The 16,886-nt window shown below is 64.3% G+C and carries 15 protein-coding genes; 5 read left to right on the top strand and 10 right to left on the bottom strand.

Features of this window, described 5'->3' with window-relative positions:
* Nucleotides 1-129: 129 nt before the first annotated feature.
* Nucleotides 130-1,224: a hypothetical protein gene (locus ABH933_RS43265; protein ID WP_429428326.1), complete on the bottom strand. Its 1,095-nt coding sequence runs from the start codon at nucleotides 1,222-1,224 to the stop codon at nucleotides 130-132.
* A gap of 681 nt (nucleotides 1,225-1,905) precedes the next feature.
* Between ABH933_RS43265 and ABH933_RS43260 the strand changes: the two genes are divergently transcribed.
* A complete protein-coding gene (locus ABH933_RS43260) occupies nucleotides 1,906-2,706 on the top strand; it encodes an IS5 family transposase (protein WP_429428424.1) in 801 nt (266 codons plus the stop codon).
* A gap of 15 nt (nucleotides 2,707-2,721) precedes the next feature.
* Here the strand turns inward: ABH933_RS43260 and ABH933_RS43255 are convergent, their stop codons facing one another.
* The 8 genes from ABH933_RS43255 to ABH933_RS43220 all read right to left on the bottom strand — a co-directional run bounded on the left by ABH933_RS43255 (nucleotide 2,722) and on the right by ABH933_RS43220 (nucleotide 12,392).
* A complete protein-coding gene (locus tag ABH933_RS43255; protein WP_429428329.1) occupies nucleotides 2,722-3,216 on the bottom strand; it encodes a hypothetical protein in 495 nt (164 codons plus the stop codon).
* Nucleotides 3,217-4,980: 1,764 nt separating this feature from the next.
* Nucleotides 4,981-5,379, bottom strand: coding sequence for a hypothetical protein (locus ABH933_RS43250; RefSeq protein ID WP_429428331.1), 399 nt, complete (start codon nucleotides 5,377-5,379; stop codon nucleotides 4,981-4,983).
* On the bottom strand, nucleotides 5,376-7,016 hold the full coding sequence (locus ABH933_RS43245) for a hypothetical protein (RefSeq protein ID WP_429428333.1): 1,641 nt from the start codon (nucleotides 7,014-7,016) through the stop codon (nucleotides 5,376-5,378). The genes ABH933_RS43250 and ABH933_RS43245 overlap by 4 nt, the downstream gene beginning before the upstream one ends.
* A gap of 32 nt (nucleotides 7,017-7,048) precedes the next feature.
* Entirely contained in the window at nucleotides 7,049-7,390 is a 342-nt protein-coding gene (locus tag ABH933_RS43240; protein WP_429428334.1) for a hypothetical protein, read from the bottom strand.
* 682 nt (nucleotides 7,391-8,072) lie between these two features.
* Nucleotides 8,073-9,101 (bottom strand): alpha/beta hydrolase, encoded by a 1,029-nt coding sequence (locus tag ABH933_RS43235; protein ID WP_429428337.1) that lies wholly within the window; start codon nucleotides 9,099-9,101, stop codon nucleotides 8,073-8,075.
* Nucleotides 9,102-10,006: 905 nt separating this feature from the next.
* Nucleotides 10,007-10,861 (bottom strand): acyltransferase family protein, encoded by an 855-nt coding sequence (locus tag ABH933_RS43230; protein WP_429428339.1) that lies wholly within the window; start codon nucleotides 10,859-10,861, stop codon nucleotides 10,007-10,009.
* Nucleotides 10,858-11,088, bottom strand: a complete 231-nt coding sequence (locus ABH933_RS43225) for a hypothetical protein (RefSeq protein ID WP_429428341.1) — start codon at nucleotides 11,086-11,088, stop codon at nucleotides 10,858-10,860. The genes ABH933_RS43230 and ABH933_RS43225 overlap by 4 nt, the downstream gene beginning before the upstream one ends.
* 39 nt (nucleotides 11,089-11,127) lie before the next feature.
* Nucleotides 11,128-12,392 (bottom strand): IS3 family transposase gene (locus tag ABH933_RS43220; RefSeq protein ID WP_429428343.1). Its coding sequence is split into 2 segments (ribosomal slippage): nucleotides 11,128-12,113 and nucleotides 12,113-12,392, totalling 1,266 coding nucleotides; the frame shifts between segments, so codons are not numbered across the junction.
* Nucleotides 12,393-12,898: 506 nt separating this feature from the next.
* On the opposite strand from ABH933_RS43220, the gene ABH933_RS43215 reads away from it, so the two are divergent.
* The 4 genes from ABH933_RS43215 to ABH933_RS43200 are packed head-to-tail and all read left to right on the top strand — an operon-like array spanning nucleotide 12,899 to nucleotide 15,540.
* Nucleotides 12,899-13,054: a hypothetical protein gene (locus ABH933_RS43215; protein WP_429428347.1), complete on the top strand. Its 156-nt coding sequence runs from the start codon at nucleotides 12,899-12,901 to the stop codon at nucleotides 13,052-13,054.
* Nucleotides 13,051-14,601, top strand: coding sequence for a hypothetical protein (locus tag ABH933_RS43210; protein WP_429428349.1), 1,551 nt, complete (start codon nucleotides 13,051-13,053; stop codon nucleotides 14,599-14,601). The genes ABH933_RS43215 and ABH933_RS43210 overlap by 4 nt, the downstream gene beginning before the upstream one ends.
* A gap of 40 nt (nucleotides 14,602-14,641) precedes the next feature.
* Nucleotides 14,642-14,986 carry a hypothetical protein gene (locus ABH933_RS43205; RefSeq protein WP_429428351.1) on the top strand — a complete coding sequence of 115 codons (345 nt, stop codon included), beginning with the start codon at nucleotides 14,642-14,644 and terminating at the stop codon, nucleotides 14,984-14,986.
* Between the two features lie 50 nt (nucleotides 14,987-15,036).
* Complete coding sequence (locus tag ABH933_RS43200; RefSeq protein WP_429428353.1) at nucleotides 15,037-15,540, top strand: YbaB/EbfC family nucleoid-associated protein; 504 nt, start codon at nucleotides 15,037-15,039, stop codon at nucleotides 15,538-15,540.
* A 50-nt stretch (nucleotides 15,541-15,590) separates the two neighbouring features.
* On the opposite strand, the gene ABH933_RS43195 is transcribed toward ABH933_RS43200, so the two are convergent.
* Nucleotides 15,591-16,532, bottom strand: a complete 942-nt coding sequence (locus ABH933_RS43195) for a hypothetical protein (protein ID WP_429455298.1) — start codon at nucleotides 16,530-16,532, stop codon at nucleotides 15,591-15,593.
* Nucleotides 16,533-16,886 lie beyond the last annotated feature (354 nt).

Below are 16,886 nucleotides of genomic sequence, written 5' to 3'. Positions count from 1 at the left end.
GGGGCTGATCGCCCGAATTCTCTGAACCTGTTCCCGCTCAAGGCATCACGCCGAGCATGGATCACCGACCAAACCCTTTGTCACCAGGCTCTGAGCTGGGCGGCACGAACGGCGCCGATCACCGCACGTTCAGGCCGGGTCCTTGCGGAAGCCGATGTGGCCGGTGTCGGCGTCGAAGAGATAATCGTATCCGGCGAGTAGGTGCCGACCGGTGTTCACGAAGGGGCCGGATCTCGACCATCGGGCGGCCGGATCTCCCTGTGGCGCAAGGGAATCGTTGGTCGCGCCGGTCGTCATGGTGTAGGTGAGCGCGGGATCGCTGAAGGCCGGAAGCCCGATCCGGATGCGGGTGCCGTTCGGGATGGCGGTGCGTAGTGCGGGCGGTCGCCCGGCCGGGCCCGGACCGACGATCATGGTCGCGATTCCGGTATCGACGAGGATCGTTCCGCATCGTTCATCGTTGCCGTAGTCGGGCAGGGCGAAACAGCCGGGTGCCGCGCCCCAGTCGCTGGGCAGGCCGGCGGATCCGGTCGGCCTTGCCAGAGTGACCTGGTCGAACGAGGTCGGGTCGGCGGCGGTGAGGCCGAGTGTCACGCTGTTGCGGGTAATGATGTACCCGCGCCGGGCGGTGCCGTCCTGCATGGCCTGTAGTTCCAGGAACGGATCGACTTCTGCCGCCGGTGGCTTGCCGGACTTGGCATAGGTGCCGTAGCCGACACCGAGCATGCCGACGTGCTCGGTGTCGGCATCTGGCCGGCACCGCGGATACTTGCTGTCGCAACTGCTCGACTCGACGCCCAGGACGCGCACGGGAATGGTCGCCACCGTCGACTGTGCGGTGTGGAACCCGATCGTGGCGAGAAAGTACTCGCCGGACAGGATCAGCCCGTCACTGGTGTATTCGACTCGGCCGGACCGGCCAGTATCGGTGGCCTGCGGCCCGATCGCGCTGCGGGCGACCACCACCCCTCGCGATCCCGTGTCGACCTCGACGGTCTTGTCTGCGCCACCGGCGATGGATACCGCCAGCCGCAGGCCGGAGGCAAGGCTTGTTGCCGCATCGGACGCCAGCGGCAGAATGAATGTGGCGCCACCGGACTCGCCGCCACGTACGGCCGGCGGCGTCCCGGCGCCGCACCCGGCTGCCGCGAGCACCAGCACGGACGCGGCCAGCAGCCACGCAACCCTGATTCGGCCGAACGAGAACATTGCGTGCCCTGACATCTCGGGTATGGATTCTGACAGGGCCGACTGTAGCGGTGTCGTCTCCGGCGCACTACTGTTCGTCAGTTCCGATTTCGGCTTGAACTCCGCGTAGCCGGGCAGCATCGTCAGCGTGCTGCTGATCGGCGCGCTGTCGGCGGGGCGCCTCGCGGACCGCCTCGGCCGCTGCAAAGCGCTTGCGGGGGAGAGCCGCGGTATTCATCGTCGGCACGGCGATCGCGGTGACCGCGCAGGATTGCCCGGTGCTGCCGTTCCCTCGAGCACGATCCGAAGTCCGCCCGGCCGGGCTGCCCAACTCGCCTCGACGGTCGCGGGCATTACGGCAAGGTGATCGCGCACACGCACATGGGCCAGTCGCAGGACATCCACACGGAAAGTCGGCACACCACCACCCTGCCTCACCGGGATCACAGTCAGTAACCCGCTTGGCGAAGGGCCTGAGTGAGCGTCCGGGAACTCTCGTCAGTCTGGCTGGTGGTGGGTTGTCGGCGGGGTGACCGTGGGGTGCGGGTTTGTCGAATGTGGTTGCAGGTGAATGGCGTTCGGTCCGGTGTGTCGGCGCCTGACATGAAGAACTCCTGGTAGATCAGCGGTTGTCGTGACCATGTTCTGCCAGGAGTTCGTGTGCCAGTATTGCCGAGTTGTCTGTGTTCGTCCTGCCCAGTCCACGACGCGTCGTCGATCCGGGTGTGTCCGGCGTATCGGTCCTCGTGCAGTGACGAGCAGTGGGCGCTGCTCGAACCGCTGTTGCCGCCGCCGGGCAACACCGGCGGCAAGGGCGGGCGTGGTGAGAAACATCCCCGCCGCCTGGTGCTGGACGCGATCTTCTACCTCGTGCGTGGTGGCATCGCCTGGCGGGCGCTGCCCAGAGATTTCCCGCCCCCGACAACGGTCTACGACATCTTCTGCCGATGGACCAAAGCCGGTGTGTGGCAACGTATCACCGATGTTCTGCGTGATCGGATCCGGGTCCGCGCGGGCCGTCGGCCGACCCCTTCTGCGGCGATCATCCACTCCCAGTCGGTGCGGGGCGCGGACACCGTGCTGGGCGCATCACCCGGATGGGACAACGGCAAGAAGGTCGGAGGCCGCAAACGCCATATCGCCACCGACACCATGGGCCTGCTGCTGGCGGTCGTGGTCACCGCCGCCAGCACCCAGGACCGCGACGGCGCTGTCCCGCTGCTGGCCAGGCTGCGAGAACGGTTCTCCACCATCACACTGACCTGGGCGGATTCCGGCTACACCGGCAGGCTGGTGCACTGGGCGCACCAAGTCCTGAACCTGGCCGTGATGATCGTCAAACGTACCGATTCCGGCTTCGTCGTGCTGCCCCGGCGGTGGGTCGTGGAACGAACGCTGGCCTGGATCAGCAAACACCGCCGTTTGGTCCGTGACTACGAGACCCGGCCCGATCACCACGAAGCCATGGTCTACATCGCTACCATCATGACCACCTCACGCCGACTCACCCGAACATGACCGGCGCGACGGAGTTCAGTTGGTCGGTACGGGGTAAAATGCGCCTGTCTCGGGATTCCATCCCTTGACCAAGACGGCGCCGGTGGGTGCAGCGGGCCAGCACTGAATCCGGATGTGTTGCCGATCGGCGGGATCGTCGTATTCCTCGTCATCGGGCGACCTCGTCAAGGAAACGCGCAACCGCAGCCACCCCCTCGGAACTGTCACCAAATCACCGTCGTCCTCGCAGTAGGTCGGAGAGGTGAGCCTCAACGTGCCGGAATCGGCTCGGAGGCCACACTCCGTCACAGTGTCGAAGGCATCTATGTCATCGGCGGGCGGGGCGTCGGTCACGTCGATGGTGACGATGACGTCGCCGTTGACCCCTGTGCGGATGCCGATCGCGTCGTCCTCCAGCGCCAAGTAGTTGAGCAGTGCGGAATTCGCCCAGTCCGCCAGTTCGGCGGACGAGTCGCTATCAAGAAGGTGGATCTGCTGGCAGTCGGAGAACACAGTCAGCTCAGTTGCCACAGCCCTCCTTTATACCCCGGCCCTGAGGGCTCCGCCGACAGGGAATGTCAGGCAGCAAAGGAAGTTCCCGGACGCTCACTAATCTAAGATCGGCCGTACTCCGGGAGCTATGCCGGTGGTGCCGCGCGCTGTGCTCGGCGCAGCAGTGCTGGGTCGTGGGAGTTGACGAGGACGAGGTCGTTCTCGGCCGACTTCCATAGGTCCGCGAGTCGTTCGTGGTTGGCCCGCACCTGAGACCAGTTGGCGGCGACCATCCGCTCCAGTGCCCGCAGCGCCGCCGGGCTCGTGCCCGACCCATCGATTTGACGGTCACGATCAGCTCCCGGAAAGTGCGGTCGTGGGAGACGGTCACGGTGGTGCCGCGCCGGGTCCGCAGGTGGTCCTCGAGCCAGTTCAGGGCGTCGAGATGATTGGTCGGCTCGTCCAGCAGCAGCACCTCCGGCCCCGCCGCTAACACGGCTGCCAAGCGCAAGCGCGCCCGGACAGCCCACCGACGGTGCGGTCACGATCGACCAGCCCCAGTCCCAAGCCGTGATTCCAGCCGTTGCACCGACGGCACCCCATCAGGAATCATGTGACCTGCCAAGATTCGAACCACACAGGGCCTCGTCGCCAACAGCGCGTACCAGCGATAGAAACTGGGGTGACGATATCGACGACGCTATTGCTGTCGCGCTGGCCGCGCGCACGGTCGTCGAGGCTCATGGGGGTCCTACAACCCCGTTCGTGAAGCCCGGAACCGTCCAAGAAACTGAACACCCTAGCGGTGCTCGTGGGGCGATCCTTACCGACACCCTAATGGGAGCGGCAGGGCGAGGCGGTGGTGCCTGCGGCTCGTGATGGAGACAGATCCGCAATCAGCGATCTGGCGGTGAAAACCCTCGGATGGCAGCTCAGCTAATGGCCGGAATGAAACCGCAGGTCACCAGCTCGATTATCACCGAGCTACCCGCAGGAGACGCGGCAGCGCTATTGATTGCAGTGCTCGAGAAGCCTTGGAAGCCATCCGACAGAAGGGGTGTACCTCCGGAAATAGGTGCTGCCTCTGGATAGCATCACCACCGCGCCCTGAGGAGGGACGCGGCGGTGACTAACCAGTTTGTACTCGATGCGAGCCCAGGAACTGCCCCATCGAGTTCGACGCAGCCAGGGCCGGTCCGATTCCCTAAAGTTTGAACGCTATCGGTCGAACCCATCCCAGTGCCCCCAGGCGGGGTGATCTGCGTGTCCTGCACAGACACCAGGCGCCGTCCGGCGACGCTGTCGAAGCTGAAGACGTGGGTGTAGCGGCTGGCTGTTGTAAAGACGGTGCCGTCAGGATTGGTGAATTTCATGCTGGTCCGGTCCACGACGATGGCGACGTCGGCGATTCGGCGGACGATGGCGTCTGCGGGGTAGGACCGGATGGCGGGGAACCGCAGTGTCCCCCGAGGTCATCACGCCAAGCAGGTCGGTCTTGGTGACCGTTGAGCCGTCGTATACGGCGATCAGGATGAAATCCTCGGTCAGTCAGCAGGTCGTTCAGGCTGGTTCTGTCCACGACTGTCGGTTCGAAACTGGGGCTTTCCCATTCGGGTCCGTGTCGTGTCGCGCGTTGCAGGGGCCGGTGGTCGGTTTGTCGGTGCTGGTCAACGGCTCGTAGTTGTTCGCAGCCCAACAAGCGTGCGTTTAGGTCAGGGCGTGGAGGCGAGACGAGCGATGGTGGCCCGCCCACGTAGGGAGTCGGCCGGGCGTCGGTGTCCCGCTGTGACGAGGAGGGTGCAGCTATGACGAGCGGTTCGGTTGTTGGACTTGTCTGCGGGTTTGCAGCAGGGTGGCCACCGTTTCGAGCCACTGTGCGAACAGGTCGTCGTGGGCGATGTTGCGGGTCGGTCCGGTAGCGGCCGAGAGCCACCTGCGTACCAGTGCGGTCGGCTCGTGCCCGATCAGTGGCTCCGGCAGCTGCAGGGCACCCTGGACCCCGAGTGAGCGCACGCAGCCCGCCAGGAACGTGAGGGGGTATGGGCCGACCCCGAGTTCTTGCGCCTGCCACGACGCCACGATCGCGACGTCGGTGAACATCGCGGCGTGCGCGGTCCCCGGCAGCAGCATGCCCATGGTGAGGCCGGCCTCCACGTCCAGGCCGCGCAGCTCCTCGTCACGACCCACCGAAATCCCGTTCAATCGCCCGGCATCTCCACGCCGTCGGCATCCGGCATCGTGACGGTCGACAAAGAAAGCCCCCCGACGGGTGTGCCGATGGGGAGCTTCCCGTCGACGAATTTCGATGGATCGACATCATTCTGGGTGAATCCCCACGGGTTAACGATTTGAAGCTTCCCGCCCTTGTACCCGGTTACCACTACTTGGTGAGCCTCAAAGTCTTTGGTGGGCGTCCCTGGTGAGGATTGCACGTCGATGGGTACTGGCACGCCATCGGCTGCGTTGGCTTCGATCTCGGGAAGCGCCTGCGCTCGTGACGAGGGGCTACTCAAACTCTGATAGTGATAGGGGGTGGAGGTCGCCGGGGCGAGCAGCCGGTTCGCTAGCACATTTTCACCCTTCGACCCAATACCTGTTTGCAGGTCGGGCTTGTCTCCCTCGGCGGCCTGACCTATCCGATACTCTCCGATGTACGCATGCTGGAGCCGGGCATGGAATGCGGCGGGGCTGTCGTCGCCGGGTGGTGGGTTGCTGCCGACGGGTTCCCCGAATCCGGTGGTCAACCCGAGCATATACACCGGATCCACGTTTGCCCTGGCCACGACCGTGGACGCGGCTACACAGTCGCCATATTTGCCCTGGTTATAAATGTCCGAATCCTCCATGAGCGCGAAGTCCTTGAATCGGCTGAGCAGGCCCAGCTGCCCGTTCGACTTGCCCTTATACGTTGCCCAGGACACGTCGCCGCTGCCCCACGAGGAACCCGGCTGGCCGGCCAGATCCGGGGTCAGGTGGTCGGCGAGCCACTGCGGGCTCGTGGCGTGCGGGCGTATCGCTTTGTCGAATGCCTCGATCGTCTTGACTGAATTGCCTGCGGCCAACGCCTTCCACATATAGGCGGCTTCCTGCGAGGAAACGCTGGACGCGAGCAGGCCCTCCAGGGCTGTCCTGTCCGCGGTCGACAGCGCTTCCCACCGCTGCTCACCGACGGTGATCGCGTTGAGGCTCAGGATCTGCGTGCCGTCCGGGTTCTGCGCGGTGGACAGGAGCGTCGCGGTCAACGGGCCGGCATCGACGACCTTCTGGGCACGAGCGTAAGCAGTGGTCTGTGTCAGCACCATGGTGGCAGTGGAAGCCGCGCCGAGCAGCTCCAGCGCGGTGGCTTGTCTGAGTGAGCAGCCATCCGCGGCGAGCTGCAAAGCCTGACCGGCCGATACACCGACGCCGAGTCCCAGGGCCCTGCCCTCGGTTACGTTGCCGGCCTGTGTCAAAAGCTCGCGTCCGTGCTGGTCGTTGGACTGAGCCCGCTGCAGCGCGTCGCTCCAGGACATCAGAGCCTCGCTGACCAGGCCGAATGCAGACACAGTGTTCTGTATCTGGATCCCTACCGCTTGGATGTGTTGTGCAGCCTTGTCCGCAGCGGGGCTTTTCCACGCGGCAGGCAGCGTTGTGGTGTGGACCCTTCGAAGATCGTCGAAGGCTTGACCATACCGCTCGGCGGCCTTCCGGTAGGCGGTCGCCGCCGAATAGATCTGCGTGGGCGAGCCACCAGGCGCCGGTGGAGCCAGCGCGGCACCGACAGCCGACTTCAGCACCGAGGGATCGGCAACAACATCGGACTGTGACAACGACTCGATCTTCTTCAGCGCCGTATCCAAGTCCCGAACTGTGCTCAAGTCCCACGGTGTGCTCATGCGCCGCGCAGCCGATCGAATTGCCCAGCCGAGGCATGGTCGGTCTCCTCGTAGAGCTGCTTGGCCGTGGACAGGTTCTTCACCAATTCACCCAGAGCCAACCCGGTGGCATTGGTCTCCGGGCTCCACACCTGCACGAACCCCGAGTAGACCGACGCGAGTTTCGGATCGCCCAGCGCCTGCGCCGACAGTGCGATGGCGTCGCTCCAGTCCGTTATTGCGTCGTTGACGTCGTCGTAGACTCGGCCGACCTGGCCGGCCACCCCCTGCAAACCCGCCGGGTCCAGGGCGAACTCGGTCCCGTCCCAGCCCTCGTCAGGCTGCGAAATAATCGGCATAGTGTCTTCCCTAACTGGTCCACAGGGGTTGTCAACGGCACCGGGCGGCTACATTCGTCGGCCTTTCGTTGAAAGACTTTCGCGATATCGTCGATCCCAGGCTGATGAGACGGCGAATCGCGTCGAGGAAATCGCCGGAAGTCAATCTTGTGACAGATCCTCGATTTCCAGCCAAATATATGGCAAAGAAGTCGAGGGTAAGGACACTGGACTCATAAACCGATGCCGCAGTGATCTGCTGTCGTCGCCGATGCTCTTCACTGCGCAACTGCAGCCATGCCTCTCGGCGGGCGCACACAATCCAGAGTGGGAACTCAGCCGCAGTGGGAAGGCTGGTGAACGCATCTGTACACCTCCATTCTGCGGGCGATTTTCATTGGCCGTTTCATATTAGGATTCCCCATGGTTCAAGAATGATTCAAGGACGCAGATCCTCTTGAAAGGGTCGCAAAGTTTCAAGAGTGAAACTGGGCAAGGAAATAGTGCATTAATGTCGATATATTGCCAAATCCTGCGGATTGGCAAGTTTTGGGCAACCCCAGGCGTGCTTTTGTTTATGTTACTGGTTTTCACGGCAAGTCCGTGAACTGCGTGGCATTTACAGACATCCCGTCCTTCGAATCGCTTATTCTTTTATGTCTGGACGCTTCGTGTACGTCCGACGGTGCCGCAGATCTTCGTGTCAGTTACTGGTGTCGAGTGCGTGGGCGATCAGTGGCCAGGATCGGGCCAGTTCGTCGGCCCAGTAGGGCCAGGAGTGGGTGCCGGTGGGGCGCAGGTTCACCGTCGCGGGGATGTGGAGTTGCGTGAGCTTGCGGGCGAGGGCGTCGGTGCAGCTGTAGGCGCCGGCTTCCAGTGGTCCGCCGATGGTGATGTCGTCGGGCAGAGTGGCTTGCCCGGGTACGTCGTGTTCGCCGGGGATTCCGCTGCCGGAGGACAGGTAGATCGCGGTGCCGCGCAGTGCTGCGGCGTGGGTCATGACGTCGTGGGCGAGCCAGTCGGGGTCATCGGGTGGGCCGAACATGTTGTCGGGGTTGCCGTGGTAGGTTTCCACGATCGCGCGGGCCTGGTCCTGACCGGGACCGGGGGCGGTGCTGTAGCAGCCGCTGTGCGCGGCTACCGCCCGATACAGGCCCGGGTTGCGAACGGTGAGCATCATCGCGGCCTCGCCGCCCATCGACACCCCTTCGATGGCCTGACGTCCGTTGCCGTCGAAGCGTGCGTCGATCAGCGGGGGCAGCTCGCGGGTGAGGAAGGTTTCCCACTTGTTGGTGCCCAGTACCGGGTCGCGGTGTTGCCAGTCGCTATAGAGGTTGGCCGGTCCTCCGGTAGTCATCACGACGTTGACGTTCTTGTCGGCGAAGAACTGCACCGCATGCCCGTGCTCGGTCCAGCTGCTTTCGTTCTCCGGGGCGCCGCGCCCGTCGAGCATGTACAGGGTGGGTCGTGGCCGGCTGCGGTCGGCCGGTAGCAGCACCTGGACCTGCACGACCCGATGCATCGACGGTGACTGCACGAACACCCGCAGCCACCGGTCGGTGATCGGCTCGATCCCGGTGATGACCGGCCGCGCGGGAAGACCGGTGCTGCTCTCCGCAGGTGCCTGGTACCCGCCCGGTGGACCCAGATCCGGACCAGAGGTCGGTGGCTCTGCCGCAGCCACCCCGGCCACCAGCATCAGCGCCCCCGCCACCGAAGCGACCTCGCTCACGGCCTGCCACGCCCGACCGCGTCGTGTTCCGAGGCACCGCCGCGCCCGCCACTCTGCACCAATATTGGCGTTTTCGTCCGATTTATTCGACCGACCGTTACTGTGTGTTTCTTCATCCCGCTCGTCCCCTCCTTCACCTGGATGATTGATGACCGCCAGCTCGGGTACTCGCATCCGCTCCACATTCGTTGCATACTCACCAGTCTGTTGACTTCGACATCGAAGTCGAAATAAGTCCAGCTACGATCATTCCGACTGTCAGGAAGGCGCATGGGGTTCAGCGTGCCGCGCCATCACCGCTCACTTGGACCTGCAGATGGCTCCTCCACGGATGGGCCCCCGTCGAAGCAGCCGGGCCCCGCGACCCATCGCCCCCGCTGTTCCATTTCAGCCGACGAACCTGCAGTTCAGCTATAGGGTAATGGGTTGGCCGATGCGCGGGTCGGCGGGAGCTGACTTACCAAACTCCGACAACAATCGTGCCAATGTCAGCTTCCAGCTGTATCCGATATCGAGTCGTCATGTCGCGCGCGCAGGCGGCCTCGACTGTAGGCCACGACTCGGTCGTGGTCGCCGAGGAACTGCTGCTCGTCGAATCAGCAGGTGGGTGCCCGTACGTTCTGCGCGCTACTTCATGAACCCGAGACAACGGCATGTCACCGACTGTCGCATAGATCGGCTTCGCCCTCTGTGCGGAGTTAGCGTTTCAGCCCCGGAACAGAATTTTCGGCACCAAAACCGGAAGTGTGCTGGTGGTGTTTGGGGGATCGCGCCAACACGGGTCTCATGCGCTAAATTCCGCGCTCGGTCTGGGCAGGGATGCGGGTGCGAGTTGCCGTGATGTAGACGAGGCGCCCATGTGGCGAGGGGACCGATCGACGCCAACTCCGTCTTCGGCGATAAAGTCATGCGATCGGCACACCTCTCGTCGGCCCGGCGCCCTGCAAGCCACCGATCCCTGTCGGGCAGGCGGGGCTGTGCGTAGTGTTCCTGCAGCCGGTCGAATATGTCCTGCACCCGCGCGTACCCAGGTGTAGACGCTCAATGTCGCGAGGTTGGGCGTGACGCAGGATGCGCTGCACCTCAACCAAAGTCAGCTTTGGATGAGGGTCGCACTGGTGACCTGGCGTAATCAACTGTCGACTTAAACCCTGTCCCCGGACATGGTTTGATGCTGGACCAGGCCCGGTTTCAGGGCGGTCTGGTCGTAGGTGTAGCCGAGCATTCGGGCGACGACCGGTGCAGGTGCTTGGAGGACGAGGTGCCTGATCGCGGCGGCGCGGCCGGTGAGTGCAGGGATCTGGTGCCGGCGGAGCTTCCAGGACGTCGCCGATTGTCAGGCGCAGGACGCGAGTCAACGGCTGGGCGTAGAGCAGCATCAACAGTGCCGCAACACGGGTGGGCAACTTGAACGCCACGCCGGCGATCAGGTGCGTCGGATAGATCTTGAGCACCCGGCGGCGGTAGAAGCTCAACGCTGAACCCCCGTGTCCGGCCGACCAGTAGATGATGAACCCGGACAACACGAAGAAGAAGGTCACGCCAGCCGCGCCGAACTGCATCGGCACGAAGTCCTGATGGATACGCCGGAACAGTTCGGTCTTCTGAAATGGATAGGTAGGCAACAGAATCAGCGCGTGCGATACGAGCACCGCACAGGCAGCCCACCAGCGCGCCGCGGTCAGCGATGGCAGCCTCCTCGATCCCGCCGCGGACACGCCGGACGGCATGTCTGCGGCCGGTGTATACACCGAGGTCACTGGGAGATCCAGCGATACAGCGCGTGGGCCAACACCGAATCCCCCTGGGCACTGGGGTGGAACGGTATACCGAGGAAGTTGGCCCGAGGGTCGAAGAACTCGTTCAGCCACGGCTGCGGCGAGCACAGGCCATGCCCCGCGGTGATCGCGCGGGTATCGAAGAAGTCGAGATTCAGCAGCTTCGCGGCCTCGCGTTGTGCCTTGTCCAACTGGTCGAGGTAGTCCACAAGGCCGGATGAATCCCCCCGGGTTTCGTGCGCACCCGGTTATCTGTCTCCGACCGGTTGTTCGGTCAGAGCGGCATAGTAGTCGGCCTCGTACTCGATCGGTGGTTTGCGGCCGAGCCGATGCATCAGTCGGGACTCGTTGAACCAACTGACCCACTCATGGGTGAGTTGCTCGACATCAGCCAGACGGTGCAGCGGGCCACGCCGGAACGGGGAATCGTCCCGGACTGCTTCGGTCTTATAAAGCCCGATCGTGGTCTCGGCGAGGGCATTATCGAAGGCGTCGCCCACCGACCCTATCGACGGCCTCAGTCCCGAAAGCATCAGTGTCTCACCGAATTTCACCGACGTATACTGACTGCCCGCATCGGAATGATGGATTGCATCGGTCAGCGGGCGCCCTTCGCGGGTACGCAGCGCAGCGGCTTGCCGGATCGCCGATTCCACGAACACGGTCTGTTTGCTGGTCGAGCATTCCCAGCCCAGGATCCGGCCCGCGTAAGCGTCGATGGCGAACGCTGTGTACACGAACGCGCCGGTCGCCAGCCGCACATAGGTGAAGTCGGCCACGACCAGCAGGTTCGGTGCCGTTACCCGGAACTGGCGATCCACCAGATCCGCCGCCCGACTTGCCGCCGGATCGGCCTCGGTGGTACGGACCTTCTTGCGCCGCACCACACCTCGCCAGCCGTTCGCCCGCATCAACCGTTCCACCGTGCACCGGGCGACCGGGATCCCTTCACGTTGCAGGTGCGCCCACATCTTCGCCGCCCCGTACAGGCATTCCGGTCTGCGTTTGCCGTTCTCATCGGGCTCGTAGTAGCCGGCCAAGATCTCGGTGACCGTGGTGTCCCACAGTGCCCGTTTCGAAGGCGCCCGTTTCGCCCAGGCGTGGAAGGTTCGCGGGGAAATCTTCAACCCGCGCGCGATCAGCGCCCGGCACATCGCCGCAATCGGGAACCGGGCCTTGTGCTCGGCGATGAACTCACACACTAACGGTGTCGCGGGTGCTTGTCCCGCGCGAAAAAAGACGTTGCCGCAGAAAGGATTTCGATCGTCTGCTCCAACTCGGCGATCTTCCGCTTCTGCTCACGGATGATCCTCGCCGACTCCGTGGAGGTCCCCTCGGCCTCACCCCGATCGACCGCGGCTTGGCGGATCCACTTCCGCAACGTCTCCGCGGTCATGCCCAGCCGGGCCGACACCGCCTTGATCGCGGCCCACTCGCTGTCGTAGTCGTCACGGTGATCGACGACCAGTCGCACAGCCTTGGCCTTGGTCGCTTCGTCGTACTTCGATGGCATGGTCTGCCCATCCTTCCCAAGAAAGAAGGCGAGCACCAAACCCGGGTCGATTCACCCTTGACCACCCGACCTGAGACCTGGAGTTTGTCGGGCGTGAGACTTGGACCTGACTTGACTCACTCTTCGTCGATAATTCCCGGTGCAGGTCTGTGGCCTGCTGGTTTGTGGCGGTTTTGTGTTGTTTTCACGCACTAACAGGGTCGGTTTAGGCTCTCGAGGTGGTGTTCATCAGGCGAGTGTGAAGCATCAGCCACCCCATTACCCTATAGCTGAACTGCAGGTTCGTCGGCTGAAATGGAACAGCGGGGGCGATGGGTCGCGGGGCCCGGCTGCTTCGACGGGGGCCCATCCGTGGAGGAGCCATCTGCAGGTCCAAGTGAGCGGTGATGGCGCGGCACGCTGAACCCCATGCGCCTTCCTGACAGTCGGAATGATCGTAGCTGGACTTATTTCGACTTCGATGTCGAAGTCAACAGACTGGTGAGTATGCAACGAATGTGGAGCGGATGCGAGTACCCGAGCTGGCGGTCATCAATAGCGACGCTGAGGAAGTGCACCACTCAGATGGGATCGAGGTTCTTCAACGAGGAGGCCGGGGACTGCTCAAGGTGGGGAACATCAACATCGACAACTTCAACAGCATTCAGGACATGGGCAGATGAGTGATCAGCCAGAGCACGCCCCAGGCGGGGTGGGCGGCGAAGTGCGGCATCAGCCCGATGTCTCGTTCAATTTGCTTGAGGACGGCGCCGATGAGGTCGCTGGGGTCGGTGCCGACCAAGCCGTGGAGGGCGCTGGCGCAGCAGAGTCCGGTGGTTCGTGGGAGTTGGCGCAGCAGATCGGCCGTGCTCTCGCCGAGGTGGGCGCGCCCGGTTGGGGGCACCTGGAGGCGGCCATCGCCGTCACGGTCGCGGCCGAAGCCGGAATTGTCACTTACTCCGACGGTGATCGGTCGGTGCAGGTCGAGTCGTCCCGTCCAGTGATGCAATTGGCGCGGCGACAGCGGGAGGCGGTTGCGCGTGCCGACAGCGAACCATGGTGGCGATTGTTAGTTCGTGTCACCGTGCCGCATGACGGCGAGGACAACCTGGCCATCGACGTCGAGTACGACTATGGCGAGGAGCCCTTCCCGCTGGGGCAGCTGTTCGCTCCGGATGCGTATCGTGCGGACTTGCAGGCGTATCCGCGTGAGCGCCTGCCGGTGTGGCTTGCTGCTTACCTGTCGCACGCCGATCGGCAGTCGCGGACACCGCAGCGCGCGGCGGCGCAGGCCCGCGCCGACAAGGCCGCGAAGGTTTGGGCGGTGTTGGCGGAGAACGAGTTTCCTGACCTTTCCCTGCTGTGGGCGCGGTGGGTCACCCTGGCCGCCGCATTCGTGGCCGTCGGGTCGGAGTGGGGGCCGCGGGTGCTCCCGGGGGGCGGAGTGTTCGAGAGCTCGAAACGTGGTGGCTCGACCCTGTATCTGCTGCCGGGCGGGCGAGCAGTGCTGTCCGGCGGTGTCTGGGACGCCCCCGTACTCCGGGAGGCGTACGCCGATGGCGGGCAGTTGCCGAATATCTATGCCGGAGCGCCGGATTGGGTGACCGACTTGGTACTGAACCCGCGTGCGGCCACCGGTCTGCTCTCGTTCTGCTACTGGTGGCAGGGTGAACGCTGGTACCGCGGCGAGTCTCCGTCGGCGCGGGAGTGCGCTATGGCAGTGCCGGGCGTGTGGACGGCGCGCACGGTCATCGAGATCGTCGCGAGTCTGCTTGCGCCGACCGCGAATCCGGGGGAGCAGGTCGCAGCCGCCGAGGCGCTGGTAGACGCGGCGGAGATAGGTGTGGTCACCCGCGAGACGTTGGTCAATCTGTTCGGCGAGGGCGAGGGCGTTGACATCGACGGTGCTATGCATCAGTTCTCGCTGGCCGGATTGACCGCGGCGACGGCCGAGCCGATCGCCGAGGACGAGGCGCTCCAGCGCATCCACCAATACATCCGCGGTCGCGGATTCGACACCGCAGGCTATCCGCTGTCGGAGCTGGTGGCCGACCGGTTCAGCTGCGGCTGGATGGTCTATGCGCCGGTGCCGGAGGGCGAGATCGCGATCGGTCGGGCGATCTTCTATGTCGGTGACGACGGTGTGCTGGAGCACTCGTCGTCCTCAACCGCGCCGTCGCACTACATCGCCGAATTCGAGCAGCGATTCCGGGAACGGCAAGGGTTGTGACAGGTGATCGGACGAGGTCGGTAGGAAGGAAGCGAATTCGATGGCCGAGCGGGTCGAGGTCGATCTGGACAAGTTGGGTGCGGAGGGAAAATCGGGCACCCTGATAGACGACATCGTCAATATCCAACGCAGACTTGCGGAGATTCACGGTTATGCCCAAGGAATCGTCGAGCCGGGCAGCGCGGCGTACGGTGATGACCACTACGCAGCCAAGTTCGCCGACGGTAGTTCTGGGTTTGTCGTCAACTCGAATCAGGTGATCGGCAATACCTCGACCCTGTCCGATTCGCTCGGCCAAGTTGCCGCCGGGCTGACCGACTTCCGCGACAGGACCGAGGCCGATGTACACGCATCTTCGGGTGAGTTCACGATCATCATGGAATAGCGTGCGGTCAGTCACGCAGGGACACAACAGGATTCGGCGGAGGAGCAAGGATGAGCGAACGAGGACGGGGCGGGGGTGAGGATTTGATGCCGCAGTTGCAGGAGCATCTGCAGGCCCTCACCGAGGCCCGGCAGCAGCGCGCTCGTCTTACCGCCAGTGCGACCTCGCGGGACCGGCGAGTCACGATTACCGTCGATGCGAACGGCGTGATTGCCAGCACTCGATTCGCCGACGACATCGGCGAACTCGTCCCCGACGAGCTGGCCCGGATGGTCACCCAGGTCGCGCAAGAGGCTGCCAAGGTGGTTGCTCGCCGCAATCAGGAACTGGTCGCGGCGCTGGCTGCTCAGCACGGCGGCCTGTCGGAGATGGCCCAACGCGTCACAGAATTGCCCACGATGGGCTTCGAGATGTCGGTCCCTGCGCCCCTTTTCGCCGCTTTGCAGCCTAGCGAGCAGGTTGATGGAGAAGACTCGGCGCCGCCTGGCTCCGCCGAGAACCGCGGACGTCCATCGGGTGCCGGTGGCGTTCCGATCACCGAATCCAGCTGGTAGGCAAGGCATACGAAGCGGTGTCGGATGCACTGTCGGGCTCCTTGCAGGGCCTATCCTGGTTGGTCGGCGTACCCTGGCCGGACGCCGACACGCGGCTGCTGCAATTGATGGAACAGGGCCTCGACGACGTTGCCAACCAACTGCAGGGCGAGCTGTCGAATATCGACAGCGCGCTGGGGGCGTTGACGGGGGCGATCGGCGCCGGCGACACCCGCGACGGAGTGCAGAAACAACTCCAAACACTGCGCTCGAATGTGGCGGATCAGGTCTCGCAGTACCAGCAGCTGAGTTCCGGGCTGCATGATTACCGAGGACAGATCCAGGAAGCCCAGCACCGGTTCGAAGTCGCTTTGTCGATGATGGCGGCCCAATTCGCATGGGCCGCGCTCGCCGGCCCGGAAGGGCCGCTGATGCAGTTCACGGCCCTGGCTCGAACCCGGCTGCTGTGCCAGGAAATCGGGCAGTGGCTGGTCGACGCTATCGCCAACGTACTCGAGCGGATTCCGTTCCTGTCCAGCAAATTGGCGCCGTTCATCTACGCGGCCGGCTCGCAAGCGATTATCGGCGGGCTGCAGGGCGCGGCCCAAGAGGCGGCCAACGAACTGCTCAACGGGCAGGGGCTCAACTGGGGCAAGATCGTGGGCGCCGCGGAAGACGGTGCCGAAATCGGCGCGATCGGCGGCTTGGTGGGACATGGTCTGCATCTCGGTGTCCAGAAGTCGTTCGGCGATGACACCGGATGGAAGGGCGCCGTCCGTGGTGCAGCGGAAGGCGCTGCGGCGGGTGGAATCGCGGCCGGCGCCGGCACTGTCATCACCGGACTGAATACCGGCAACTGGCAGTTCGACCCCAGAGCGATCACCGGCGGAATGTTTGCCGGCGCGGGACAGTCTGCAATCCATGGCTACCGCGGGTTTTCCCGCTACACCGGTGAGCCGTTCGGCAAGCAACCGCCGCCCGGTTTCGGTGAGGGGCCGGACGGCACCGGTCAAAGCGACGCGCCGCCACCTGCTCAGCCGACGGGAGGTGACAATTCGTCACCGGGTACGCCGGGCCAGCCGGCCGGGGGTGACGCAAAGTCACAGCCCCAAGGATCGGCGAACGGCTCGGCACCGGCCGCAAACCCCGGGTCCGGATCGGCCAGCGGCGCGGAATCCGGCGCCGCTGGTGCCGAGGCAGCGGGTAACAACGCAAGTGCCGGAAATCCGGGCGCTGCGGGTGCGTCGGCGCAGGCCTCGCCCACCAACAAACCGCCGGTTTCGGTATCCGACAACGGTTCCGGTAGCGATGCACAGTCCGGTCACGGCGGAAACGGCGCTGGTGGCGGCCCCCTGACGGGAGTCGTC

The organism is Nocardia sp. GP40 (assembly GCF_050434125.1).
Lineage (GTDB): Bacteria > Actinomycetota > Actinomycetes > Mycobacteriales > Mycobacteriaceae > Nocardia > Nocardia albiluteola.
This window is presented reverse-complemented; position numbering and strand designations above follow the sequence as displayed.

Bases quoted from the DNA above. Each gene is read 5' to 3' on its own strand.
- ABH933_RS43240 (WP_429428334.1), bottom strand. From the start codon at position 7,390: ATGCCGATTATTTCGCAGCCTGACGAGGGCTGGGACGGGACCGAGTTC.
- ABH933_RS43200 (WP_429428353.1), top strand. From the start codon at position 15,037: ATGAGCGAACGAGGACGGGGCGGGGGTGAGGATTTGATGCCGCAGTTG.
- ABH933_RS43265 (WP_429428326.1), bottom strand. From the start codon at position 1,224: ATGTCAGGGCACGCAATGTTCTCGTTCGGCCGAATCAGGGTTGCGTGG.
- ABH933_RS43215 (WP_429428347.1), top strand. From the start codon at position 12,899: ATGCGAGTACCCGAGCTGGCGGTCATCAATAGCGACGCTGAGGAAGTG.
- ABH933_RS43205 (WP_429428351.1), top strand. From the start codon at position 14,642: ATGGCCGAGCGGGTCGAGGTCGATCTGGACAAGTTGGGTGCGGAGGGA.
- ABH933_RS43210 (WP_429428349.1), top strand. From the start codon at position 13,051: ATGAGTGATCAGCCAGAGCACGCCCCAGGCGGGGTGGGCGGCGAAGTG.